22 protein-coding genes are annotated in these 21973 nt (G+C 72.7%); 13 read left to right on the forward strand and 9 right to left on the reverse strand.

Annotated elements, in window-relative coordinates:
• Positions 1-15: 15 nt before the first annotated feature.
• The 3 genes from ACTWNK_RS25535 (at position 16) to ACTWNK_RS25545 (ending at position 3273) form a co-directional block, all read left to right on the forward strand.
• Positions 16-1401 (forward strand): amidase family protein, encoded by a 1386-nt coding sequence (locus tag ACTWNK_RS25535; RefSeq protein WP_474307052.1) that lies wholly within the window; start codon positions 16-18, stop codon positions 1399-1401.
• 106 nt (positions 1402-1507) lie between these two features.
• Positions 1508-2245 carry an alpha/beta fold hydrolase gene (locus ACTWNK_RS25540; RefSeq protein WP_474307053.1) on the forward strand — a complete coding sequence of 246 codons (738 nt, stop codon included), beginning with the start codon at positions 1508-1510 and terminating at the stop codon, positions 2243-2245.
• Positions 2246-2256: 11 nt separating this feature from the next.
• Positions 2257-3273, forward strand: coding sequence for a S66 family peptidase (locus ACTWNK_RS25545; protein WP_474307054.1), 1017 nt, complete (start codon positions 2257-2259; stop codon positions 3271-3273).
• Here ACTWNK_RS25545 and ACTWNK_RS25550 read toward each other — a convergent pair.
• Positions 3254-4285: a hypothetical protein gene (locus ACTWNK_RS25550; protein ID WP_474307055.1), complete on the reverse strand. Its 1032-nt coding sequence runs from the start codon at positions 4283-4285 to the stop codon at positions 3254-3256. The two genes, ACTWNK_RS25545 and ACTWNK_RS25550, sit on opposite strands and share 20 nt — an antisense overlap.
• Before the next feature lie 84 nt (positions 4286-4369).
• Between ACTWNK_RS25550 and ACTWNK_RS25555 the strand changes: the two genes are divergently transcribed.
• Entirely contained in the window at positions 4370-4954 is a 585-nt protein-coding gene (locus ACTWNK_RS25555; protein WP_474307056.1) for a TetR/AcrR family transcriptional regulator, read from the forward strand.
• Here ACTWNK_RS25555 and ACTWNK_RS25560 read toward each other — a convergent pair.
• Positions 4940-5932 (reverse strand): ArsR/SmtB family transcription factor, encoded by a 993-nt coding sequence (locus ACTWNK_RS25560; RefSeq protein ID WP_474307057.1) that lies wholly within the window; start codon positions 5930-5932, stop codon positions 4940-4942. The genes ACTWNK_RS25555 and ACTWNK_RS25560 overlap by 15 nt on opposite strands.
• 98 nt (positions 5933-6030) lie before the next feature.
• On the opposite strand from ACTWNK_RS25560, the gene sigJ reads away from it, so the two are divergent.
• The 3 genes from sigJ to ACTWNK_RS25575 all read left to right on the forward strand — a co-directional run bounded on the left by sigJ (position 6031) and on the right by ACTWNK_RS25575 (position 9126).
• Positions 6031-6924 carry an RNA polymerase sigma factor SigJ gene (gene sigJ / locus ACTWNK_RS25565; protein ID WP_474307058.1) on the forward strand — a complete coding sequence of 298 codons (894 nt, stop codon included), beginning with the start codon at positions 6031-6033 and terminating at the stop codon, positions 6922-6924.
• Between the two features lie 67 nt (positions 6925-6991).
• Positions 6992-8215 (forward strand): NAD(P)/FAD-dependent oxidoreductase, encoded by a 1224-nt coding sequence (locus tag ACTWNK_RS25570; RefSeq protein WP_474307059.1) that lies wholly within the window; start codon positions 6992-6994, stop codon positions 8213-8215.
• A 71-nt stretch (positions 8216-8286) separates the two neighbouring features.
• A complete protein-coding gene (locus ACTWNK_RS25575) occupies positions 8287-9126 on the forward strand; it encodes a siderophore-interacting protein (protein ID WP_474307060.1) in 840 nt (279 codons plus the stop codon).
• A 175-nt stretch (positions 9127-9301) separates the two neighbouring features.
• On the opposite strand, the gene ACTWNK_RS25580 is transcribed toward ACTWNK_RS25575, so the two are convergent.
• From ACTWNK_RS25580 to ACTWNK_RS25605, 6 genes are all read right to left on the reverse strand, one after another.
• Positions 9302-10318, reverse strand: a complete 1017-nt coding sequence (locus ACTWNK_RS25580; protein WP_474307061.1) for a FecCD family ABC transporter permease — start codon at positions 10316-10318, stop codon at positions 9302-9304.
• Positions 10315-11343: a FecCD family ABC transporter permease gene (locus ACTWNK_RS25585; protein WP_474307062.1), complete on the reverse strand. Its 1029-nt coding sequence runs from the start codon at positions 11341-11343 to the stop codon at positions 10315-10317. The genes ACTWNK_RS25580 and ACTWNK_RS25585 overlap by 4 nt, the downstream gene beginning before the upstream one ends.
• Positions 11340-12176, reverse strand: a complete 837-nt coding sequence (locus ACTWNK_RS25590) for a siderophore-interacting protein (RefSeq protein ID WP_474307063.1) — start codon at positions 12174-12176, stop codon at positions 11340-11342. The genes ACTWNK_RS25585 and ACTWNK_RS25590 overlap by 4 nt, the downstream gene beginning before the upstream one ends.
• Positions 12177-12200: 24 nt before the next feature.
• Complete coding sequence (locus tag ACTWNK_RS25595) at positions 12201-13196, reverse strand: ABC transporter substrate-binding protein (RefSeq protein WP_474307064.1); 996 nt, start codon at positions 13194-13196, stop codon at positions 12201-12203.
• 198 nt (positions 13197-13394) lie between these two features.
• Complete coding sequence (gene entS, locus ACTWNK_RS25600; RefSeq protein WP_474307065.1) at positions 13395-14645, reverse strand: enterobactin transporter EntS; 1251 nt, start codon at positions 14643-14645, stop codon at positions 13395-13397.
• A 71-nt stretch (positions 14646-14716) separates the two neighbouring features.
• Positions 14717-15226 carry a winged helix-turn-helix transcriptional regulator gene (locus ACTWNK_RS25605; RefSeq protein WP_474307066.1) on the reverse strand — a complete coding sequence of 170 codons (510 nt, stop codon included), beginning with the start codon at positions 15224-15226 and terminating at the stop codon, positions 14717-14719.
• 88 nt (positions 15227-15314) lie between these two features.
• On the opposite strand from ACTWNK_RS25605, the gene ACTWNK_RS25610 reads away from it, so the two are divergent.
• Positions 15315-16487, forward strand: coding sequence for a thiolase family protein (locus ACTWNK_RS25610; protein WP_474307067.1), 1173 nt, complete (start codon positions 15315-15317; stop codon positions 16485-16487).
• A 10-nt stretch (positions 16488-16497) separates the two neighbouring features.
• On the opposite strand, the gene ACTWNK_RS25615 is transcribed toward ACTWNK_RS25610, so the two are convergent.
• The gene (locus tag ACTWNK_RS25615) at positions 16498-17514 is read right to left on the reverse strand and encodes an LLM class flavin-dependent oxidoreductase (RefSeq protein ID WP_474310979.1); all 1017 of its coding nucleotides are present in this window, start codon (positions 17512-17514) and stop codon (positions 16498-16500) included.
• Positions 17515-17617: 103 nt separating this feature from the next.
• Here ACTWNK_RS25615 and ACTWNK_RS25620 point away from each other — a divergent pair, with 103 nt between their 5' ends.
• The 5 genes from ACTWNK_RS25620 (at position 17618) to ACTWNK_RS25640 (ending at position 21939) form a co-directional block, all read left to right on the forward strand.
• Complete coding sequence (locus ACTWNK_RS25620; RefSeq protein ID WP_474307068.1) at positions 17618-18112, forward strand: MarR family winged helix-turn-helix transcriptional regulator; 495 nt, start codon at positions 17618-17620, stop codon at positions 18110-18112.
• 9 nt (positions 18113-18121) lie between these two features.
• Positions 18122-19315, forward strand: a complete 1194-nt coding sequence (locus ACTWNK_RS25625) for a sensor histidine kinase (protein WP_474307069.1) — start codon at positions 18122-18124, stop codon at positions 19313-19315.
• Positions 19312-19965 carry a response regulator gene (locus ACTWNK_RS25630; protein ID WP_474307070.1) on the forward strand — a complete coding sequence of 218 codons (654 nt, stop codon included), beginning with the start codon at positions 19312-19314 and terminating at the stop codon, positions 19963-19965. The genes ACTWNK_RS25625 and ACTWNK_RS25630 overlap by 4 nt, the downstream gene beginning before the upstream one ends.
• Positions 19966-20068: 103 nt before the next feature.
• Entirely contained in the window at positions 20069-21547 is a 1479-nt protein-coding gene (locus ACTWNK_RS25635; RefSeq protein WP_474307071.1) for a hypothetical protein, read from the forward strand.
• Positions 21544-21939 carry a FixH family protein gene (locus ACTWNK_RS25640; RefSeq protein ID WP_474307073.1) on the forward strand — a complete coding sequence of 132 codons (396 nt, stop codon included), beginning with the start codon at positions 21544-21546 and terminating at the stop codon, positions 21937-21939. The genes ACTWNK_RS25635 and ACTWNK_RS25640 overlap by 4 nt, the downstream gene beginning before the upstream one ends.
• Positions 21940-21973 lie beyond the last annotated feature (34 nt).

Genomic DNA, 21973 nt, shown 5'->3' on the forward strand with positions numbered 1-21973 from the left:
GATAGACCTGATGCCATGCATATCGAAGGGCATAGCGAAGGGGCGGATCGGCCCTGGTTCCTCTGGTCGGCCGGCGAGGCCGCCCGCGCCGTGGCCGACGGCCGGGTCTCGGCGCTTGAGCTGCGGCGGGCCCTGCTGGAGCGCATCGCATCGGTCGGCGCGGGCCTCAACGCCGTGGTGGCGACCGCCGACCACGACGACGGCGACGGCCCGCCGGGGCCGCTCGGCGGCGTGCCGATCACCGTCAAGGACTGCATCGACGTCGCGGGCCTGCCCACGACCTGGGGCGAGCCCGCGAACCGGGGCTACCTCCCGCCGCGCGACGCCACCCTCGTCGCACGCCTGCGCGCGGCGGGAGCCGTACCGGTGGGCAAGACGAATGTGGCTTACATGCTCGCCGACTTCGGGCAGAGTGCCAACGACCTCTACGGCGCGACGAACAACCCGTGGGACCCGGCCCTGACGCCCGGGGGTTCGTCAGGCGGGGCCGCCGCCGCGGTCGCGGCCGGGCTGAGCTTCCTCGACTACGGCACGGACCTGGCGGGCTCGATCCGCATCCCGGCCGCTTACTGCGGTGTCTACGGGCTCAAGCCGAGTGCGGGCATCGTCCCGCTGACCGGCTTCCAGCCGCCGGGGCCGCCCGCACCGCCCAGCGACATGACGTACATGTCGGCCGTGGGGCCGATCGCCCGCACCGCCGCCGACATCAGGACGGCGCTGCGCGCCACCGCCGGACCCGAGGGCGCCGCGGCCCGCGCCTACACCTGGTCGCTCGCGCCCGCACGACGGCGCGACCTGCGCGACTTCAGGGTCGGGTACGTGCTCGACCACCCGGCGGCTCCCGTCACCGCCGAGGTGGGCGACGTGCTCGCCGCCACGGTCGAGGCGCTGCGCGCGGCCGGAGTGACGCTGCGCGAGGGCTGGCCCGATGGGATCGACCCGCTGCCCGGCTACGAGTCGTTCGGCTACCACGTGCGGATGTTCCTCGCCTTCCAAGGCCAGGGCTTCGCCGAGGACGAGGCGAGCGGCCTGTCCGCACTCGTCGAGCAGGACCGGTTCAGGATGGCGGCGCGGGCCGCGTGGGAACGCTACTTCGACGACGTCGACGTCTTCCTGTGCCCGGTGAGCTTCACCACGGCCTTCCCGCACGACAGCCGCCCGTTCGAGGAGCGGGAGATCGCCGGACGCCCCTACGACGCCCAGGCGTTCTGGATCGCGCACGCCTCGCTGGCCGGGCTGCCCGCGCTCGCCGCGCCCGCCGGGCCCGGCCGGTCCGGGCTGCCGGTCGGTGTGCAGGTGGTGGGGCCGTCGCAGGAGGACGACACCGCGATCACCTTCGCCGAGGCGATGGCCGACGTGATCGGCGGCTGTGCGCCGCCTGCGGATTTCGCCGGGCCCTGAGCGGAAAGGCGTCCACATTCGCAGCGAAAGGTCTGCTGCGGCCGCGCGCGGCCCTAGGCTTCTGGAGTCGCTATTGGGGAGATTCGCTTCGGGGAGAGGTCGGGTCATGGCTACGGTTGTGTTGATCCATGCGTTTGGCGCCAGTGGCCGGGCATGGGAGTCGCAGGCGGCCCGCCTCCGCGCCAAGCACGTGGTGATCGCGCCCGACCTGCCGGGACACGGGCAGCGGCCCGGCCCGATGTCGGTCGACGGCGCGGCCGACGCCGTGCTCGACGTGCTGGCCGAGCAGAACGAGGCCGCGTACCTGGTGGCGATCTCGGGCGGGGTGAGCGTCGCCCTGCTGGCCGCGCTGGCCGAGCCCGGACGCGTCTCGGGGCTGATCCTGTCCGGCGGCGTGGCCAAGGCGCCCGCGTCCGACGCGGTGCAGCGCGCGATGATGGCATTGATGCCCGAGGCGGTGCTGGTCAACGTGCTCAAGGCCATGTACGCCGGAGGCGAGGAGCGCCTGCTGGAGCGGGCGGCCGAAGACCTGCGGCGGCTCGGCAAGAAGGGCTTCCTGGCCGGCCTGCGCGACCTCGGCCGGCTGGACCTGCGCCCGAGGCTGGCCGAGATCAAGGTGCCCACGCTGGTGCTGTGCGGCGAGAAGGACAAGGCCAACGTCGCCCACTCCCGGGCCATCGCCGCCGCGATCTCCGAGGCCGATCTGCGCCTGATCCCGCAGGCCGGGCACATCTGGAACCTGGAGCAGCCCGACCTGTTCTCCCGCATCATCTCCGACTTCGTGGACAAGGTGGAGCACGGCGAGAGCCCCTACGGCCCGCCCTCCGCCGACCACGAAGGCTGAGCGGCCCGGACATGGACGTGAGATACCCCGCTCCCCTGCGCCCCGGCGACCGCATCGGCGTCACCTCGCCTTCGAGCGGCGTCGCCCCGAGCCTGCACGGGCGCCTGCGCGTGGCGACCGGCCTGCTCGCCGAGCGCGGCTACGAGGTCGTGACCGGCGCCTGCATGGACGGCACCGGCCACCTCAGCGCGCCCGCCGCCGAGAGGGCCGCCGAACTGACCGCCATGCTCCTCGATCCGTCCATCAAGGCGATCGTGCCGCCGTGGGGCGGGGAGTGCGCGATCGACCTGCTGCCCCTGCTCGACTTCGACGCCCTGGCCGGGGCGAGCCCCACGTGGGTCGTCGGCTTCTCCGACATCTCGACGATCATCACACCGCTGACCCTGCTGACCGGTGTCGCGACCGTGCACGGCAACAACCTCATGGACACGCCGTACCTCACGCCGGACGGCCTGCTGTCCTGGCTCGACATCGTGACGATGGAGCCGGGCACGACGTTCACCCAGACGCCGCCGGGCAGGCACCGGGCCGCGGGCTGGGACGACTACGCCGCCGATCCGGGGGTGCGCGACCTCACCCTCGACACGCCCGGCCGCTGGACGCGGCTCGACGGCGAGGGCGAGGTCCGAGCCGAGGGCAGGCTGATCGGCGGCTGCGTCGAGACCCTGTGCAACCTCATGGGCACGCCCTACGCCGACACCTCGGCCCTGGCCGGCGAGGGCCTGCTCGTCTATGTCGAGGCGACGGAGGAGAACGCCGCCGCCATCTGCAGGTACCTGCACGGGATGCGGCTGGCCGGGTTCTTCGCCCACGCGAGCGCCGTGCTCGTCGGCCGCACCCGGGCGCCGGGCATCGCCTCGCTGACCCAGCACGAGGCGGTGCTCGACGCGCTCGGGGGGCTCGGCGTGCCGATCGTCGCCGACGTCGAGTGCGGCCACGTCCCGCCGTACCTGCCGATCGTCAACGGCGCGTACGGCAGGCTGCTGCACACGCCGGAGCGCCAGGAGCTCACCCAGTCGCTGACCTGACCCGCGCGGTCGCTGTGTCGGCCCGTACGGGCTCCTCGGTGAACGTCGCGCCGATCGCGGCGATGCGGCGCAGCGCGTAGCCGGGGTCGATCAGGGACTCGGGCGTGTGCAGGCCGGGTGCGACGGCGTCGCCGCGCAGGCCGAGCAGGCGTTCGGCGCCGAGCGCGACGCCGAGTGCGGTCAGCGGGCGCTGGCCTTCGGGGTGGGTCAGCCGCCACCGGGCGACGACCGGCGCGCCCGTCGCGTCCCGGCCTTCCAGGTCGAGCACGACTTCGGCGGACACGCCCTGCGAGCGGCCGAGCGCGAAGTCGAAGCGCACGTCCCGGGCGCCCGTGGCCAGGGCGATGCTGGGCACGTCCAGGATGGCGATGGCCTGCCCGGCGACCACACGGCCGTCGGCGCCGCGCACCTCGGCCTCGACCTCCTGCGGCGAGATCCACACGAACGCGCCGTCCCGCCGTACGAACGCCGACGAGGTGACGTCCATCCAGCGCGCCAGGTCGGCCACCCCGGCGGGCCCGCCCATGTCCTGCTCGTCGAACAGCGCCCCGGCCCTGACGCTCTCCACCTCGGCCAGCCCCTTGGCCGCCGCGCGCGCCGCCACGACGACGAGACCGGCCAGGCAGTGGCTGGCCACCAGGATCGGCGCCGCCCCCTGGCCCTGCGCCCCGGCCACCACCTCGGGCGCGATGTCGAGCAGCCCGCTGGAGATGCTGAGGTAGGGCAGGCCGCGGCGCTGGGCGTACCTCAGGCCGTTGAGCCGCTCGTCCCACAGCATGGCCAGCACGCCCGAGTACGCGCCCGCGTCCGGCAGGCCGAGGTCCTCGCGCGACAGGTCGACGGTCACGGCGTCGGCATGGCCGAGATCCCGGGCGACCTGCCGGGCCCGGCCGAGGTCGCGCCCGGCGATGGTCAGCGGGAGCTCCGGATGCCACCGGCGCAGCAGGGCCGCCGTTCCGGAGCCCGCCTGGCCGGAGCCGCCCAGGACGAGTACGGATGTCGAGTGCTTCATGGAACCGCCCTCTCAAGTTACATTTTGTAGCTTACATTTTGTAGCTAAACTGGGACGGCAACGCAAGCCGGAGGGGAAACGACGATGGGCCGCCTGCCGAAAGAGGCCAGACGTGAGCAACTGCTCGACACCGCCATGGCCACCGTGCGTGAACACGGCGCCGACGCCCTGACGCTCGTCACACTCGCCGAGGCCGCGGGCGTCAGCAGGCCGATCGTCTACGACCACTTCGGCACCAGGCCGGGTCTGCTGCTGGCGCTGTACCGCAGGCTGGACGCCAGGCACCGGGCCGCCTCCGAGCAGGCGCTGCGCGAGGCCGGGCCGGCGGCACGCGACGTGGCGCGTGTGCTCAGCGGCGCGTACTTCGCCTGCGCCACCGACATGCCCGAGCTCACCGCCGTCTCGGCCGCGCTCAGGGGCGATCCCGAGATGGAGCGGATCCAGCACGAGATGCTCGACGACTACCGCGACCTGATCGCCGCCGCACTGCGTCCGCACTCCGGCCTGTCGCCCGATGCGCTGCGGCTGCGCTGCGCCGGACTGCTGGGCGCCGCCGAGAGCATCGCCGCCGAGCTCAACAGGGGGCACACGACGGCCGACGGCGCGGTCGCGGCGCTGAGCGACCTCATCGTCGGCAGCATCGCCGCCGAACCGTCAGGCGCCGGGTGAGCGGTCCAGCAGGGCCAGGCCGGTCTCGGTGGCCCGGTGCAGCACGTTGCTGCGGTGCCTGCGGGTGGTGATCAGGCCGCCCTCGCGCAGCACGGCGGTGTGCTGGCTGACCGAGGGCGAGGAGATGTTCAGCCGGTCGGCCAGCGAGCCCGTCGTGCTCACGCCGTCGGCGATGGCGGTGAGGATCGCCGCGCGGGTACGGCCGAGCAGTCCGGCCAGCGCGCTGGGCGAGGCCGGGCTCCGCCAGATGTCGGCCGCCTGGCCGAAGCCGAGCACGGCGGGATAGAGCACCAGGCAGTCGTTCATGTCGCGCGGGTCGAACATCACACCCGGCGAGCGCAGGAAGAACGTCGACACCAGCAGCAGTCCCTGCCCTTGCAGGTGGATCTCCTGCGGGCTCTCGTCGCCGTTGCGCACGTGCAGCGTCGGCGCCTCCCACCTGACGTCCGGGTGCAGCGTCGACAGCAGGCCGTCGATGCCGTGGTCGAGCAGGATGGTGCCGCGCTGGGCGCGCTCGGCCTCCAGGTGGGCCTGGATGCGCTTCCAGTGCGGCGCGACGGCGCCGCGGTGGTAGGACTCGACCGTGGCCAGCACCTCACGGCGTTCGCCGAGGTCGTCGGCGATCCCGCCGAGCGTCGCGGGCATCCGGCCGTGGTGGTCGGCGTAGTAGTCGAGCTCGGCCCTGACGGCCTGCCTGCTCCTGGCCAGGAAGCGCTCGCCGCTCTCGGCGAACTCACGGCTGATGCCCGCCAGATTGGCCAGGTCGAAGCTCGGCGCCCTGACCGGGATCACCGCGCCGAGCACCGCGTGCCTGGCGTCCAGCCCGGCCCTCGCGCGGTGGCGCCAGGCGTTGAACGTCGCCTCCTGCGACCAGCCGCGCAGCATGGTCAGGCTGAACATGGTCTCGGCGAGCGGGCCCAGCGAGGAGGCCACCCGCACCCGGGCGAGGTCGGCTGCGGTCAGGTGAATCCGGTGCACTCCCACACTCCAGGTCGCGACGGCATCGGCGATCCGGGCAGCCCGAGTCTAACTCCCGCGAACGCGCGGCAGGCCCGGCGGTCGTAGAGTCTGGACCTGTGGAGGACTTCGAGGCCCATCGCCGTCACCTGTGGGCGGTGGCCTACCGCATACTCGGCTCGGTGGCCGACGCCGACGACGCGGTGCAGGAGACCTGGCTGCGCTGGCGGCAGGCGGACCGCGACGGCGTCGCCGAAGCCCGCGCCTACCTGACCACGACGGTGAGCCGCGTGTGCTACGACGTGCTCGGATCGGCCCGCTCGCGCCGCGAGTCCTACGTCGGGCAGTGGCTGCCCGAACCGGTCGTGGCGGAGCTCGGCCCCGAGGACAGGGTGACGATGGACGAGTCGGTCAGCCTCGCCCTGCTGACCGTGCTGGAACGCCTCACCCCCGCCGAGCGCGTCTCGCTGGTGCTGCACGACGTGTTCGCGATGCCGTTCAAGGAGATCGCGGGCATCGTCGGGCGCACGCCAGAGGCGGTCAGGCAGCTGGCCTCGCGGGCCAGGGGGCGCGTGCGGGACTACGCGCCGAGGAGCACGCCGGACCGGGCCGAGCATCTGAAGGTCGTCCAGGCGTTCGCCGCCGCCGCGGCCTCGGGCGACCTGCCGGGCCTGGTCGCGGTCCTGGATCCCGATGTGGTCTGGCGCTCCGACGGCGGCGGTGTGGTCAGTGCCGCCCCGCTGCCCGTCCTGGGCGCCGATCGGGTCTCCCGGCTGGTGGCCGGGCTGGTGGCCAGGTGGTACGAGGGGATGTCGGCGCAGTTCGCCGAGGTGAACGGCGCACCCGGTGTGGTGATCCGCACGGCGGAGGGCGCCGTGGACGGCGTCCTGGCCTTCGCCGTGGCCGACGGCCTGATCACCGAGGTCTCCTACATCCGCAATCCCCACAAGCTCACCCACCTGCCCACCGGTCCGCTCCCTGATCCGCTCACCGGTCCGCTCGCCGATCTGTGAGCGGGATCACTCTCACGTTCCGCGCCGCCGTGTCGTCTGTGCCGCAGACGACCTTCAGGAGGCGGGCATGGAATCGGACACCGGCACAGGCGCCGGCGCGGCGGGCACGGTGGTCATCGGAGCGGGCTACGCGGGGATGACGGCCGCACTGCGGCTGGACCGCAGCGACCGCGTCACCCTGATCAGCGCCGGAGCGCACTTCACCGAACGCGTCAGGCTGCACGAACTGGCGGCGGGCCGCCCCAGCGTGCGCATCCCGCTGGCCGACCTCACCCGGGGCACCGGCATCACCACCGTCGACGCCGAGGTCATCGCCGTCGACCCCGTCGCCAAACTGGTCCGTACGGCAGGCGGGCGGCCGGTCCCCTACGACACGCTGATCTACGCGCTCGGCAGCACCACCGACCTGTCCACACCGGGTGTCGCCGAGCACGCCCACACCGCCGAACGCGCCGCCGACCTGCGCGCCCGGCTCGCCGCCGGGCCGGGCAGCCTGCTGGTGGTGGGCGGCGGGCTGACCGGCATCGAGATGGCGAGCGAACTGGCCGAGGCCTGCCCCCAATGGCAGGTCGGCCTGGTGAGCGGCGGCGTGCCCGGCGCCGGGCTCTCGGCGAAGGGCCGTGCGCACGTGGCACGCGGCCTGGCCCGGCTGGGCGTCACCACACACGCCGGTATGACGGTCACCGCCGTCGAGGCCGGTCGCGTGCTCGTCTCGCCTGGCCCGGAGGCGACGCGAGGGCCGGGCGCGCTGACGGCCGATGTGATCGTCTGGGCCGGTTCGTTCGCGGTGTCGCCGATCGCGGCCGAGGCCGGGCTGGCCGTCGACGGGCAGGGGCGGATACGGGTCGACGGGACGCTGCGCTCGGTGTCGCACCCCGACGTGTACGCGATCGGCGACGCGGCGGCCGTCGAACTGCCCTGCGGCGACGTCTCGCGCATGTCGTGCGCGGCCGGTATGCCGATCGGCGCGCACGCGGCGGACGTCGTCAACGCCAGGGCGGCCGGGCGTGCGGCCGGGCCGTTCCGGTTCCGGTATGTCGTCCAGTGCGTCAGCCTGGGGCGGCGTGACGGGCTCGTCCAGTTCGTCCGGCCCGACGACTCCCCCGTCGAACGGGTGCTCGGCGGCCGGGTGGCGTCCTGGGTGAAGGAGGCCATCTGCCGTTTCACCGTACTGTCGCTGCGTCTCGAACGCCTGCGTCCCGGTAGCTACCTGTGGGCGAAGGGCGGTCGCAGGGCGCCGGATCGCGGGCAGGCCGGGGATTCGGTCCGGGCCAGGGCCGGTGGACGGTAGATACGCGACAGAGTGTCGCATCTCGCGACCCGTTGATGTTAGGGTTGGCTAACCTAACTCCGGAGTGTCCCGTGGCGTACTCGAAGCTCGACCGGCTGCAGATCAAGGTGATCGGCAAAGTCGTGTCGATGGTGATGGCGGCCCCCACCTCACGAGGGCAGTACGAACAGTTCCTCATGACCGTGACCCGCGTGGACAGGCTGGCGCCGCACATCACGCGCATCACCTTCCACGCCGAGGAGTTCCGCGTATTCGGCGTGAGCGGGCCCGACGAGTACTTCGCCCTCCTGATGCCGCCCCCGGGCGCGAGCGGCTTCACCCTGCCGGACGCCGACCGCATCAACGTACGGCAGGCCATCCAGAAGATCCCGGCCGACCGGCGGCCCGAACTGCGCTGGTACACCGTGCGCGCGCACCGGCCGGACCTGGGCGAGATCGATGTGGACTTCGTCCTGCACGGCGACGCCGGGCCCGGCTCACGCTGGGCCATCGCGGCCGGGCCCGGCGCCGTGGCGGGCTTCAAGGCCAGCGGATCGGCCTACGGCCCGCCCACCTCGGCGGGCACCCGGCTGATCGTCGCCGACGAGGCCGCACTGCCCGCGATGTCGGCCATCCTGGAGTCGGCGCCGCACTCGGACGGCCGGGTGCCGGCCCTGGCCGAACTGCCGGACGAGAGCTACCGGCTGCCGCTGACCTGCCGCGACGAGCCCCGCTATCTGTACCGCGACGCCGGGCAGAGCGCGCTGGCGGTGCTCGCCGAGGAGTCGCTCGACGACCTCGCCTACGCGTGGGTGTGCGGCGAGTCCAGCATGGTGAGCGCCGTCCGGCGTCATCTCGTACGGGAGCGCGGGGTCGACCGTCGCAAGATCATGTTTTCCGGCTACTGGAAAATCGGCCAGGCCCGTAACTAGGGACCATGTGCCTCGCACGACATGCGGCCAAGGCCCGATGGACCCCCTCCACCAGGCCTTGGCCGCACTCCACGCGGGCAACACCCCCGACTCGTTGCCACATGAAAAGCATAGAGTAACCAGCCCACTACACACAGCTTCTTTGAGTAAGCCCCCCGTTCACTCCCCCCACGCGTCAGGCGGTCACCGCACGACCGGCACGCCATTCACGGGCCAGCAGCCACACCAGGTAGCACCCGCCCGCCACTCCGGTCAGTACGCCGACCGGCAGCTGGGTGGGCGCGAGCAGCCGCTGGGCGGCCAGGTCGCCCGCCGTCAGCAGCAGCGCACCGGCCAGCACCGAGGCGCCCACATTCGGCCCCTGCGCCCGGGTCAGGCGCCTGGCGATCTGCGGGGCGACGAGCGCGACGAAGGCGACGGGACCGACGGCCGCGGTCGCACTCGCCGTCAGGGCCACGCCGACCACCATCACACCCGCCCTGACCGGCTCCATCCGCACGCCGAGCCCGGTCGCCACCTCGTCGCCGAGTTCGAGGACGCGCAGCGGCCCGCTGAGGGCCAGGGCGGCGGGCAACAGCAGGAGCAGAACGCCGAGCAACGGCCAGGCCTGCTCCCACCCACGGGCGTTCAGGCTGCCGACCATCCACACCGAGGCGCTCTGCGCGTCCCCGAAGGACGCCTTGGCCAGCAGGTAGGCATTGAACGACGACAGCAGCGCACTGACCCCGATCCCCACCAGGACCAGCCGGTACCCCCGGATACCGCCGTTCCACGCCAGCAGGTAGACGGCCGCGGCGGTGAGCGCCCCTCCGGCCACCGAGCCGCCCGCGACCACGGCCACACCGCCGCCGCCGATCATGATGGCCAGCAGTGCGCCCGTCGCCGAGCCCACCGTGAACCCGATCACGTCGGGACTGCCGAGCGGATTGCGCGCCAGGCTCTGGAACAGCGCTCCGGCCGCCCCCATCGCCGCCCCGACGAGCACCGCGACCACCAGACGCGGCAGCCGTACCTCCATGACGATGTAGCGCTGGGCGCGTTTGCCCGCGCCGCCGAGCACGCGCAGCACGTCCTCGATCGGCAGCACGTAGTCGCCGCTGGCCAGCGTGCAGGCGGCCACGGCGGCCAGTACGAGGCCGAGCGCCAGCAGCACCACGGCCGAGCGCAGGCCCTGCTTCGTCCTGTGTCTCACAGCTCAGCGATCTTCCTGCGCCGCACCAGCGCGATGAACAGCGGAGCGCCGAGGAAGGCGGTGACCACGCCCGCCTCCAACTCCTCCGGATGGAGCACGACCCGCCCGAGAATGTCGGCGGCCAGCACGACGACCGCCCCGAGCACCGCCGAGTACGGCAGCGCCCAGCGCAGATCCGGCCCGGCCACCCGCCGCACGACATGGGGTACGGCGAGCCCGACGAAGGCGATCGGCCCGACGGCGGCGGTGGCGGCCCCGCACAGCAGCGTGACGGCCAGCATGCTCAGCGCGGTCGTACGGGCGGGCCCGGCCCCCAGCGCGCGTGCGGTGTCGGCGCCGAGCGCCAGGGCGTTGAGCGAGCGCCCGAGCCCGAACGCGATGAGCGCACCGGCGGCGAGGAAGGGCAGCACCTGGAGCGCGACCGAGCCGCCGACCCCGCCGAACGTGCCGATCTGCCAGAACCTGAACCTGTTGAGCGTCAGCGGGTCCAGCAGGATGAGGCCGCTGACGAACGAGGTGAGCACGGCCGTGATCGCCGTTCCGGCCAGGGCCAGCCGTACCGGGGTGGCCTTGGTGGCGCCGAGGCTGCCGAGCACGTAGACGGCCACGGCCGCGAGCGCCGCGCCCAGCAGGGCGAACCAGACGTAGGAGGTGAAGGATCGCAGGTCGAACAGCGCCGTGCCCGCCGCGACCATGGCGGCGGCTCCGCCGTTGACGCCCAGCAGGCCCGGATCGGCGAGCGGGTTGCGGGTGAGCGCCTGCATGAGGCACCCGGCCAGGCCGAGCGCGGCGCCGACGGCCATGCCGAGCAGCGTCCTGGGCAGGCGTGAGGTGTGCACGACGATCCAGTCGTCATCGGCGGGCGCGTGGGTGAACAGGGCGTGCAGCACGTCGCCGGGCGCGATGGCCTTGGCGCCGATCGCGAGCCCGGCCACGCCCAGCAGCGCCACCGCGCCCAGCCCGGCCAGCAGCCCCCCGAACAGGCCGAGGCCGGGCGGCGCCGCAGGCTTGGCGGGAGCTTTCACGCGTGCTCGTCGTCCTCGTGGTGGTCGTGGTCGGCGGTGCCGCGCTTCCAGTAGCCGTCGACGTCGACCTGCTCCTTGGCCAGGCCGCACTCCTGGCGCAGGTAGCGGCGGATCGGCTTGAGCGTGTGCGCCTCGCCCGCGACCCAGGCGTAGCCCATGCCGCCCGGCAGGACGGTGTCCTTGATCGCACGCTCCAGCAGGTCGGTCGTGCCCGGCTCGGCCGATCCCCTGTGCAGCCAGGTGAGGGTGAGGTCGGCGGCCGTGGTGAGCTCCTGCTCCTCCTGCGGACCGCTCACCTCGGCGAACGCGACGACCTTGACGCCTTCGGGCAGCGCCTCCAGCCAGCGGCCGAGCGCGGGCAGCGCGGTCTCCTCGGCGGCCAGCAGGTACCAGTCGTGTACGAGCGGCACGACCTCGGAGCCACGCGGCCCGAGCACGCCGATCCGCATGCCCGGCTCGGCCGCCTCGGCCCACGTGGAGCCGACGCCCCCGCCGTGCACGACCATGTCGACGTCGAGTTCGAGCACGTCGGGGCGGTGGTGGCGCACGGTGTAGTCGCGGGTGATGGGCTCGACGGGCGCGTCCATCCACTGGTCGTTCTCGATGACGGGCTCGACGGGCAGTCCCGCGCCCGGCTCGGCGAAGCAGAGCTTCACGTGATCGGTCGGCGCCTGCTCGCAGAAGCCCGCCAGCGCGTCGCCGCCGAGGGTGACCCTGATCATGGAGGGGGTGATCCGCCGTACGCGCCTGACGTCGAGCAGGCGGTAGGTCAGCGGGTGGCGCACGATCGCCATCTTCGGCGGTGTCGCCGTCCTGTTCGGCATGTCAGGCATCTCAGGCATCTCAGGCATGTCGGGCTAGAGGCCCTTCAGGATGGTTTCGAGCTGGTTCAGCAGGTCGACCGAGGTGCCGTACCTGTCGGTGGTGGCGTAGGTGATCGGCAGCACCTTGCCGGACTTGGCGGCCTTGAGCAGCTTGAAGGCGGGCTTGGCGATGAGGTCCTGGGTCTCCTGCGGCACCTTGCCGGTCGCGAACATCTTCGGCACCAGGATCACATCCGCGTCCGCCAGCACGCCGATCTTCTCGTCGGAGTAGGTGACCTCGTGCTCCTTGCCGTCGTCTGCGGCCTTGGCGAAGCTCACGCCGGAGTCGGCGAGCACACGGCCGACCCAGGAGGTACGCGTGTCGACGAGGAACTCGCCGCCGCCGTAGGAGGAGGCGATGGCCCACTTGGTCGCGGCCAGCTTGTCGGCGTAGGTGCTCTTGATCGAGGCGGCCTTGGCGTCGTACTCGCCCTTGAGCTTGGCGAACTCCGCCTCCTTGCCCACCGCCTGGGCGATCTTCTCCTGGGCGTTGAGCAGGTCGACGGGGGTCTCGATGCCGAAGTACAGGGTGGGGGCGATGCCTTCGAGCTTCTTGACACCCCAGTCGAACGCGGTCGCGCCCTCGACGATGATCAGATCGGGGGCGAGCGAGGCCACCTTCTCGATATTGATCTCGATGCCCGAGCCGATGGACTCGATCTTGCCCGCCGCCTCCGTCTGCGAGGGCAGCAGCTCCATCGGGTTGTTCTCGTCGATGGCGCTGGTGCCGACCGGCTGTACGCCGAGGTCGAGCAGGGCGCCGGTGGCGTAGGAGATCGACACGATGCGCTCGACGCCGGCCGGGACCGTGATCTTGCCGTTGGTCGCCTCGATCACCCGCTCGGCGGGCGCGGCCTGGCTGCTCTCGGGCGCGGGCGCACCGGTGGCGGCGGGCGCGGCCGAGGTGCCGCCTCCGCACGCGGTCAGGGCCACGAAGGCGAGTACGGAAACACCGGCGAGCAGACCACGGCGCAGCAGGTTGGAACTCATCTCACTCCATTACTTAGGCAAGGCTCACCTAAAATGGCGGAGCGCAGGTCAGATGTCAAAACAACCGAAAAATCCCACCCCTTCACCCCACGTCACGGGGATCCGCTTCACACCCCGACCAAGCCGTTCCTCCCTATCCATCCGACACCTGAGCACTGAGCAACCCGGCGGCGACGCCTCGACCTCAGGCAGCCCCGTCTATCCGGCCGACGCCTCGGCCCTGGGCAGTCTGGCCCTGCGTACCGCCGGAAGGGCTGCCGCGACCACCCCGGCGACGACGACGCACACCACGCCGTTGACCACCGCGGCCCCGCCGGGGCTGAACAGCCTGGCCACCACGGCCGCCTCGGTGTTGCCGACGATCTCGCCCGATGTGCCCTGCACGGTCAGGACGCCGGTGATGCGGCCACGCAGTCCGTCGGGCGTGTGGTGCTGGATCAGCGCGTACTCCAGCACCTCGAAGATCACCCCGGCGGCCCCGGCGATCCCGAGTGCGAACAGCGCCACCCCGAGGCTCCCGCTCAGCCCGAACCCGATGACGCCGAGCCCTCCGGCCATCGCCGCCACCAGCAGCGCCACACCGGGCGAACGCAGCCGCCCGATCCACCCGCTGGCCGCCGAGGCCAGCAGCGCACCCGCGGCCGGAGCGGTGTAGAGCAGGCCGAGCACCATCTCCTCGCCGCCGAACCTGGTCGCCACGATCTCGGGGAACAGCGCCACCGGCACCCCGAACACCGCCACCACGCTCCCGAGCAGCAACACCCCGCCCACCACCCGCTCCCGCACCGCGAACCTGAACCCGTCGGCCAGCGCCGCGAACCCACCCCTGCCCTCATGCGGAGGCACAGCGGGCAGATCACGCACCCTGGCGACGAGCACGGTCGTGACGGCCGTGGCCACCGCGCCCACCACGTACGCGGGCCCGGTCCCCCAGGAGGCCAGCAGCACTCCCCCGAGGAAGGGCCCGACGATCGCCCCGATCTCCCCGGTGATCGACAGCAGCGCCCCGGCGGCGGGCAGCTGGTCCGGCCTGACCAGGGCGGGCATGACGGCCATCAGCGCGGTGACACTGATCCCGCTGGCCAGCCCGTCCCAGGCCACACACACGTAGACGACGACCAGGCTCGGCTCGCCGGAGAACGCGTTGATCGCGAGCGCGACGAAGGCCAGCCCGGCCGCGGCCCTGGCCACGACGATGAGCAGCCGCCTGTCGACCCGGTCGGCGAGCACGCCGCCGACCAGCGAGCCGATCAGCATGCTCAGGCACAGGATGACGCTGGTTGTGGCGACGCCGAGCGAGGAGCGGGTGAGGTCGAACACCTGGTCGGCCAGGGCGACGGCGACCATGCCGAGGCCGAGCAGCGAGACCGTTCGGGCGATGAACAGCGCCCTGAATCCGGGACTGGTGCGCAGCGGCCCGAGGTCGAGCATCAGATCACGTGGTCGCACCGGGCACCTCCGGAAGATCTCTTAGGTAAGGCTTGCCTAAGATCTCAGCCCAGAGGTCCCGAGTCAACCGCTCACCTCACCACCCCCTCGACCGCCCGCCCCTCCGCATCAACCGGCACCAGCACCGGCACCGGCACCGGCCCCTTGACCGTCCAGCCCTCCGCCTTGACCGACACCGTCACCGAGCCGTGCTCCACCTGCTCGCCGCACGAGCGACACACCAGCACGGGGTCGAGCGCCGAGCCGCACGCGTGCCCGAACTCCGTCGGCGGCCGTTCGACCAGGTGCCGGTCGCCCCACTGGCGCAGCAGGTGCAGCACGCCCTGCAGCTCCAGGCCCGCCTCGGTCGGCCGGTACTCGTAGCGGGTCGGCCGTTCCTGGTAGGCGACCTTCTCCAGCACTCCGGCCTCGACCAGCCGCCGCAACCTGGCGGCCAGCACGTCGCGCGGCGCGCCGGTGTTGCGGGCGATGGCGTCGAACCTGCGCACGCCGAGGAAGGTCTCGCGCAGCACCAGCAGGGCGTACTTCTCCCCCACGACGCTCAACGCCTCGGCGGCGGAGCAGGGACGGGATGTGGGCATGCTCACATCCTAAAGCGACGCGTTGGAAATCCAAACGCTCCGAGTTACAGTGCATCCAGTTTTCCAACTCAGCGCCCTGGAGGCAGCCATGCGTGACGCCGTCATCGTGCAGGCCGTACGCACGCCGATCGGCAAGGGCAAGCCGGGCGGCGCGCTCGCCGCGGTGCATCCCGTCGACCTGCTCGCCCACACGCTCGGCGCGCTGATCGAACGGGCGGGCGTCGACCCCTCGCTGGTCGACGACGTGATCGGCGGCTGCGTCGACCAGGTCGGCGAGCAGGCCATGAACACCACGCGCTACGCCTGGCTGGCGGCCGGGTTCCCCGACTCGGTCCCGGCCGTGACCGTCGACCGGCAGTGCGGCTCCTCGCAGCAGGCCGTGCACTTCGCCGCACAGGGGGTGATCTCGGGCGCCTACGACCTGGTGGTGGCGTGCGGGGTGGAGTCGATGAGCCGCGTGCCGATGTGGTCGAACGTGCCGCCCGGCGCGGATCCCTTCGGCCCTGGCGTGGCGGCGCGCTTTCCCGAAGGGCTGGTGCCGCAGGGCATCAGCGCCGAGCTGATCGCGGCCAAGTGGTCGCTGTCGCGCGAGAGCATGGACGCCTTCGCCGTCGACTCGCACGCCAAGGCGGCGGCGGCGCACGCGGCGGGGCTGTTCGAGGCCGAGATCACACCGGTCGCGGGGCACGCACGCGACGAGTCGGTACGGCCGGGCACCTCGATGCGGGCCTTGGCCGAGCTCAGGCCCGCGTTCGCCGACCCGGGCCACGCCGAGCGCTTCCCGCAGATCGGCTGGTCGGTGACGGCGGGCAACTCCAGCCCCATCAACGACGGCGCCGCCGCACTGCTCATCACCACCGGTGAGAAGGCCGCCGAGCTCGGGCTGCGCCCGCTGGCGAGGCTGCACTCCTTCGCGGTGACCGGCTCCGATCCGCTGCTCATGCTGACCGGCGTCATCCCGGCCACCGAGCGAGTGCTGCGCCGAGCCGGGCTGGGGCTCGGCGACATCGACCTGTTCGAGGTCAACGAGGCGTTCGCGAGCGTGGTGCTCGCCTGGCAGCGGGAGACCGGCGCCGACCCGGCGAAGGTCAATGTGAACGGCGGCGCGCTCGCACTCGGTCATCCGCTCGGGGCCAGCGGCGCCCGGATCATGACGACGCTGGTCAACGCCATGCACCAGCGCGGAGCCCGTTACGCCCTGCAGACGATGTGCGAGGCGGGCGGCCTGGCCAACGCGACCGTGCTGGAGCGACTCGGCTGAGCGCCCGGGTTCACCCGGCGAGCGGCCTGCTGGGCAGTTCCCTGCGCAGGACGGGGGCGATCTCGGCGAAGAACAGCTCCAGCGTCCCCAGGAAGTCCTCGCGGCCGAGCACGGCCTCGTCGACGTGGATGTGCAGGATCTCGTGGCCGAAGTGGCGGTGCTGCTCGTGCACCTTGTCGATGATCTGCTGCGGGCTGCCGACCAGCACCGAGCTGTGCTCGATCCAGTCCTCGACGCTGTCGTAGCCGATCGAGGCGCCGTCGTATGCCTTGTTCACCGCCAGCCTGGCCTCGAAGACCGGGCGGTAGCGCTCGATCGCCTCCTGGGAGCTGCGCGCTCCGTAGTAGCCCGCCGTACCGGCGCCGACGAGGGCGTCCTTCGGGTCGTGGCCGTGTGCCTCGAAGCGCTGCCGGTAGTGCTCGATCAGCCTGCCGTAGCGCTCCGGTGGGCCGCTGCCGTTGGAGGAGAAGATCGGGTCGCCGTGCCTGGCGGCGTAGTCGGCCGAGTCCTCGCTGCTCGCACTGCCGTGCCAGACGCGGATGTGCTTCTGCAGGGGTCTGGGCAGCGGCTCGGCCTCGTCCAGGCTGCGGCCGAGCGCGCCCTGCCAGCTCACCCGTTCCTGGCTCCACAACCGGCGAAACAGCTCGTAGTTCTCCTGCAGCAGCGCCCACTGGTTGCCCGGCGTCGCGCCGAACAGCTTCGAGCTGCGCGGGTAGCCGCCCTTGCCGATGATGAGATCGAGCCGCCCGCCCGCGAGGTTGTCGAGCGTGGCGTAGTCCTCGTAGGCGCGCAGCGGGTCCAGCATGCCGAGCGTGGTGACGGCGGTGAACAGCCTGATGACCGAGGTACGGGCAGCGGCGGCGGCCAGCAGCACCGGCGGCGCCGACGACACGGCGGGCCTGTCGTGCCGCTCGCCGATGCCGTAGGCGTCGAAGCCGAGCTCCTCGGCCAGCACCGCCAGCTCGACCAGCTCGTTGAGCTGCGCCTCGTGCGATCGGCCCTGGTCGGGCACGTGCGGAAGCAGCATGAACTTCACGGGGTCCCCTGTCTTATGAGTTGATGTGTCAACCGAACAATGAAGCCGTTCGAGGTGATATGTCAACTCACCTGGCTGCTCATAAGATCAAGCCATGCACGACATCAGCGACTGGCTCGACGAGCACGAGGACCGTGCCTGGAGCGCCTTCTTCGACATGCAGGTGCTGTTCTGGCGCAGGCTCGCCCAGCAGCTCCAGCAGGACACCGGCCTGTCGGAGCCCGATCTCGCCATCCTCACGGCGCTGCTGCGCGCACCCGGCGGAAGGTTGCGCGCCTACGAGCTGAGCGGCGTCACGCAGTTCGAGAAGAGCAGGCTGCACCACCATCTGACCAGGATGGCCAGGCGCGGCCTGATCAGCAGGGAGAGCAGCGCCGAGTCCGCACGCGGCTCGGTGATCGCGGCGACGCCCGAAGGCCGCGAGGCGATCGAACGCGCCGTGCCCCTGCGCGCCGCCCACATCAGGCAGTGGCTGCTCGACCCGCTCGACCGGGCGCAGCTGGAGTCGCTCACCGGGATCTCGGCCGCCATGCTGGAGCGCCTGCGCGCGGCCGGGCCGCCCGTGCCCGCCGTACCCGGCGACTGCTGAGACGCCGCTGTGTTACCCGCCCTTCGCAGGCCTGCCGCGCCCGGTGCGACGATCACCGTGCAGACGGTGGCCGTCGCGGTCATGTGCGTGGTCGCCGACGCGCTCACCCTGATCCTGACCCGGCCGCACGACGACACCGCCTTCTGGCTGCTCATGGCCCTGCTGGTCCCCGTCGACCTGCTGCTGGCCGCGCCGCCCCGCCTGACGTTGCTCATCGTGAGCGTGCACGCGGCCGTGGCGGCGATCGTGCCGCTGCTGGCGGGCAGCGGGCCTCCCGGCGTCGGTGAGATCAACAACGCCGGGCTCGTGGTCGCCGCCTTCCTGGCCGGGTCGTGGTTGCGTACCCCCGTGGCCTGGACGGCGCTGGTCCTGCTCATGGTCGGGCTGGCCGTCAATCCGTGGATCGAGGGCAGCGAGATACCCGACTGGCGGATGAGCGCGGTCGTCACCATCACCAGCGGCGTGCTGCCCTGGCTGGTCGGCAGGCTGACGATGGCCAGGCGCACCTACATCGACGAGCTGGAGCACGCGGCCGAACAGGCCCGAAGGGACGAGCGCACCGCCGTGAGCAGGGCCGTGGCCAGTGAGCGCACCGCCATCGCCCGAGACCTGCACGACGTCATCTCCCATCACGTCGCCACGATCGGCGTGCACGCCGGGGCCGCCAGGCTGAGCCTCGCCGAGCCGGTGCCCGCCGTACAGCGGTCGTTGTCGGCCGTGGAGAGTGCCAGCAGGGCGGCGATGGCCGACCTGCGACGGCTGCTGGACGTGCTGCACGGCGACGGCGGGCGCGGCGCGGGCCGCCAGGCCGGACTCGACGACCTGGAGTCCCTGCTGGACGGCGTCCGCACGGCCGGCCTGCCCGTACGGCTGGCCACCCGGGGCCGGGCGCGCGAGCTGACCGGCTCGGTCGACGTGGCCGCCTACCGCGCGGTGCAGGAGGCGCTGACCAACGCGGTACGGCACGGCGACGGCAGCGGGGCCGACGTGGAGCTCACCTACCTGGGCGACGGGGTGCGCGTCTCGGTGCGCAACGGCACGCGCCCGCACGAGCGGCGGCAGCCGGGCACGGCCGGGGCCAGGCGCGGGCTGGCCGGGCTGCGGCAACGGGCCGGGCTGTTCGGCGGCAACGTGCGCTACGGGCCCGAGCCCGGCGGGCACAGCTGGCTGTTCGAGGCCGACTTCTCCGAGGAACGGACATGACGCTCACCATCCTGCTCGCCGACGACCACGCGATGTTCAGATCCGGCGTGCTGGCCGTGCTCGACACCCAGGACGACCTGGAGTGCGTGGCCGAGGTCGGCGACGGGAGCGCGGCGGTGCGCGAGGTGGCGAGGCTGCGCCCCGACGTGGCACTGCTGGACGTCAGGATGCCCAGGCTCGACGGCATCGAGGCCACCGAGGCGATCATGCGAACGCCCGGCAACACGACCAGGGTGCTGGTGCTGACCACCTACGACGCCGACGACTACGTCTACCGGGCGATCAGGGCGGGCGCGAGCGGGTTCCTGCTCAAGAGCCTGCCGCCCGAGGAGCTGATGTCGGCGATCAGGGTGGCGGCGCGCGGCGACGCGCTCATCGACCCGTCGGTCACCAGGCGGCTCATCGCCAGGTTCGCCACCACGCTGGAGACGCCCTCCGCCGCGCCCGGCCTCGACCGGCTGACCGCACGCGAGCGCCAGGTGCTGCTGCTCATAGCCGAGGCCAGGAGCAACGCCGAGATCGCGGGCACGCTGCTGGTCGGCGAGGAGACGGTCAAGACGCACGTGTCCAGGGTGCTGGCCAAGCTCGGCCTGCGCGACCGGGTGCACGCCGCCGTCTACGCCTACCGCAACGGCCTCGTCGACCGCTGAGCCCCGGGCGGGGCCCTCAGGGTCGCGTCCCCCGTACAGGGGATGGCCGCTCCCGCTTCGCCGTGACGACCGGGGCGGGGCCGCGTTCGTAGCGTTGCCCTCGATGAATCCCAGACCTTTCGCCCGAGCCGTGGCCGCCGTGGCGCTCGTCGTACTCGCGGGCGGCGTGCTGCCCGTCGCCGCGTACGCCGACGGCGCGCTGAGCGGCAACGACATCCAGGTGGCGCAGTCGCTCGGCGAGCGCGAGCTGACCGTGCTGATCCGCCGGGTCGGCGCGGTGCCAGGCCCACTGCGCGTCGAGATCGTCGCCCACAAGGGCACCCCGCCCGGCCGCCTCGACCTGCGCCTGGCCCCGACCGGACCCGACAGCGGCCCGGACGACGCCCTGCCGCCGTCCGGCACGGTGACCAGCGCGGGCCCGCTCGCACTCGGCACGAGCGCCGGGCTGTACGGGCGCACGCTCCGGGTGGACCGGCCAGGCCCGTGGGAGCTCGCCGTCGACGACGGGGCACGCGTCGCGCGCATCCCGTTCGTGGTGCCCGCCAAGGTGGTGACGCGGTGGGAGCTGGCCGCCTACGGCGGGTTCTCGGCGGCGGGTGTGCTGCTGCTGGCCTCGCTCGTGCTGGCCGTGCGCTCGCGCGCCTCCTGGCCGGTGCTGGTGGCGACCGGCGCCCTGGTGGCGGCGGTGTCGGTGGCCGTGACGGCGGCGGTGCTGTCGTCGAGCCTGCCGCCGCCCGAGCCGCCAGGCAGCCGCCTCGACCCGACCAGGGCCAATGTCGCAGACCCCTACGCCGTGCCCGCCGTGCCCGCGACCGGCTGGTCGCGCCCGCCCGTCGTCCTCGCCCTCGACGCCGCTCGCCCGGTGGCGGGACGGACGAGCGAGGTACGGCTGACGCTGACCGACGGCTCCACCGGCAGGCCGGTCGACGACCTGCTCGTGCACCACGACGCCTTCGTGCATCTGGTGATCGTCGGGCCTTCGGGGCGGCTGTGGCACCTGCACCCGTTCAGGACGGGGCCCGGCCGCTACCAGGCCGCCTTCGTGGCGCCGCAGGCCGGGCGCTACGCGGTCGCGGCCGAGCTGTCCAGACGAGGCGGCGGGCTGCAACTGCTCAGGGCGCCGGGCGGCATCACCGTCGCCGGAGCCCCGGAGCCGGAGGCCGCCGTGCCGGGGCCGGGCCCGAGGGTCGTGGACGGGACGCCCGTGACCGTGTCGGCCACCACGACCGGCGGCTCGACCACCGTGCGCGCCCGTATCGGCGGGCGGGCCGATCTGCAGCCGTGGCTCGGCATGCTCGCCCACATGATCGTCGTCGGCCCGCTGCCCGACGGCGAACCGACGGGCCTGGCCGCGCTGAACGCCACCACCTGGGCGCACGCCCACGCCATGGCGCCGGTCAGCAACGCGCTGGAGAACCCGCCCGACGAGAGCGTGGCGGCCTTCGGACCCGATGTCGGCTTCACGTTCGCCTTCGGGGCGCCCGGCCGCTACCTGCTGTGGATCCAGGCCCAGCGCGACTACGCGCTGATCACGGTGCCGGTGGAGCTGCGCGTGCCGGTGCGCGAAGGCGGCACGCCGTGACCGGCCGTACGGTGTTCGGCGTCGCCGTGACGCTGGTGGCCGGGCTGCTGGTGTGGATCCTGTGGCCGTCAGGCGCTCGCGGCCCCGACACCTACCGCGCCGCGACCGAACGGCACACCGTACGGCTCACCGTCGAGGGGCCGCGCACGTGGCTGGTCGAGGTAGAGGACCGGAGCGGCCGGCCGGTCGCGCCCGACGGCCTGCTGGTCGAACCCGTGATGACCCACATGGGCCACGCGCTCGCCCCGCTGAGCACCACCGCCTCCGCGCCCGGCCGCTACCGGATCGCCCAGGTCGCGCTGCCGATGCCCGGCGTGTGGGAGATCAACGTCACCCTCACCCTGAACGGCGTCGCCGAGCGCGTCGTCATCCCGCTCCTCGTCGTCTCCTGACCTCCGCTCTCCGCTCTTCCTCATCGAAAGGACT

The organism is Nonomuraea sp. IBHARD001 (assembly GCF_056106265.1).

Bases quoted from the DNA above. Each gene is read 5' to 3' on its own strand.
- ACTWNK_RS25535 (WP_474307052.1), top strand. From the start codon at position 16: ATGCATATCGAAGGGCATAGCGAAGGGGCGGATCGGCCCTGGTTCCTC.
- ACTWNK_RS25540 (WP_474307053.1), top strand. From the start codon at position 1,508: ATGGCTACGGTTGTGTTGATCCATGCGTTTGGCGCCAGTGGCCGGGCA.
- ACTWNK_RS25545 (WP_474307054.1), top strand. From the start codon at position 2,257: ATGGACGTGAGATACCCCGCTCCCCTGCGCCCCGGCGACCGCATCGGC.
- ACTWNK_RS25550 (WP_474307055.1), bottom strand. From the start codon at position 4,285: ATGAAGCACTCGACATCCGTACTCGTCCTGGGCGGCTCCGGCCAGGCG.
- ACTWNK_RS25555 (WP_474307056.1), top strand. From the start codon at position 4,370: ATGGGCCGCCTGCCGAAAGAGGCCAGACGTGAGCAACTGCTCGACACC.
- ACTWNK_RS25570 (WP_474307059.1), top strand. From the start codon at position 6,992: ATGGAATCGGACACCGGCACAGGCGCCGGCGCGGCGGGCACGGTGGTC.
- ACTWNK_RS25590 (WP_474307063.1), bottom strand. From the start codon at position 12,176: ATGCCTGACATGCCGAACAGGACGGCGACACCGCCGAAGATGGCGATC.
- ACTWNK_RS25595 (WP_474307064.1), bottom strand. From the start codon at position 13,196: ATGAGTTCCAACCTGCTGCGCCGTGGTCTGCTCGCCGGTGTTTCCGTA.
- ACTWNK_RS25605 (WP_474307066.1), bottom strand. From the start codon at position 15,226: ATGCCCACATCCCGTCCCTGCTCCGCCGCCGAGGCGTTGAGCGTCGTG.
- ACTWNK_RS25610 (WP_474307067.1), top strand. From the start codon at position 15,315: ATGCGTGACGCCGTCATCGTGCAGGCCGTACGCACGCCGATCGGCAAG.
- ACTWNK_RS25615 (WP_474310979.1), bottom strand. From the start codon at position 17,514: ATGCTGCTTCCGCACGTGCCCGACCAGGGCCGATCGCACGAGGCGCAG.
- ACTWNK_RS25620 (WP_474307068.1), top strand. From the start codon at position 17,618: ATGCACGACATCAGCGACTGGCTCGACGAGCACGAGGACCGTGCCTGG.
- ACTWNK_RS25630 (WP_474307070.1), top strand. From the start codon at position 19,312: ATGACGCTCACCATCCTGCTCGCCGACGACCACGCGATGTTCAGATCC.
- ACTWNK_RS25635 (WP_474307071.1), top strand. From the start codon at position 20,069: ATGAATCCCAGACCTTTCGCCCGAGCCGTGGCCGCCGTGGCGCTCGTC.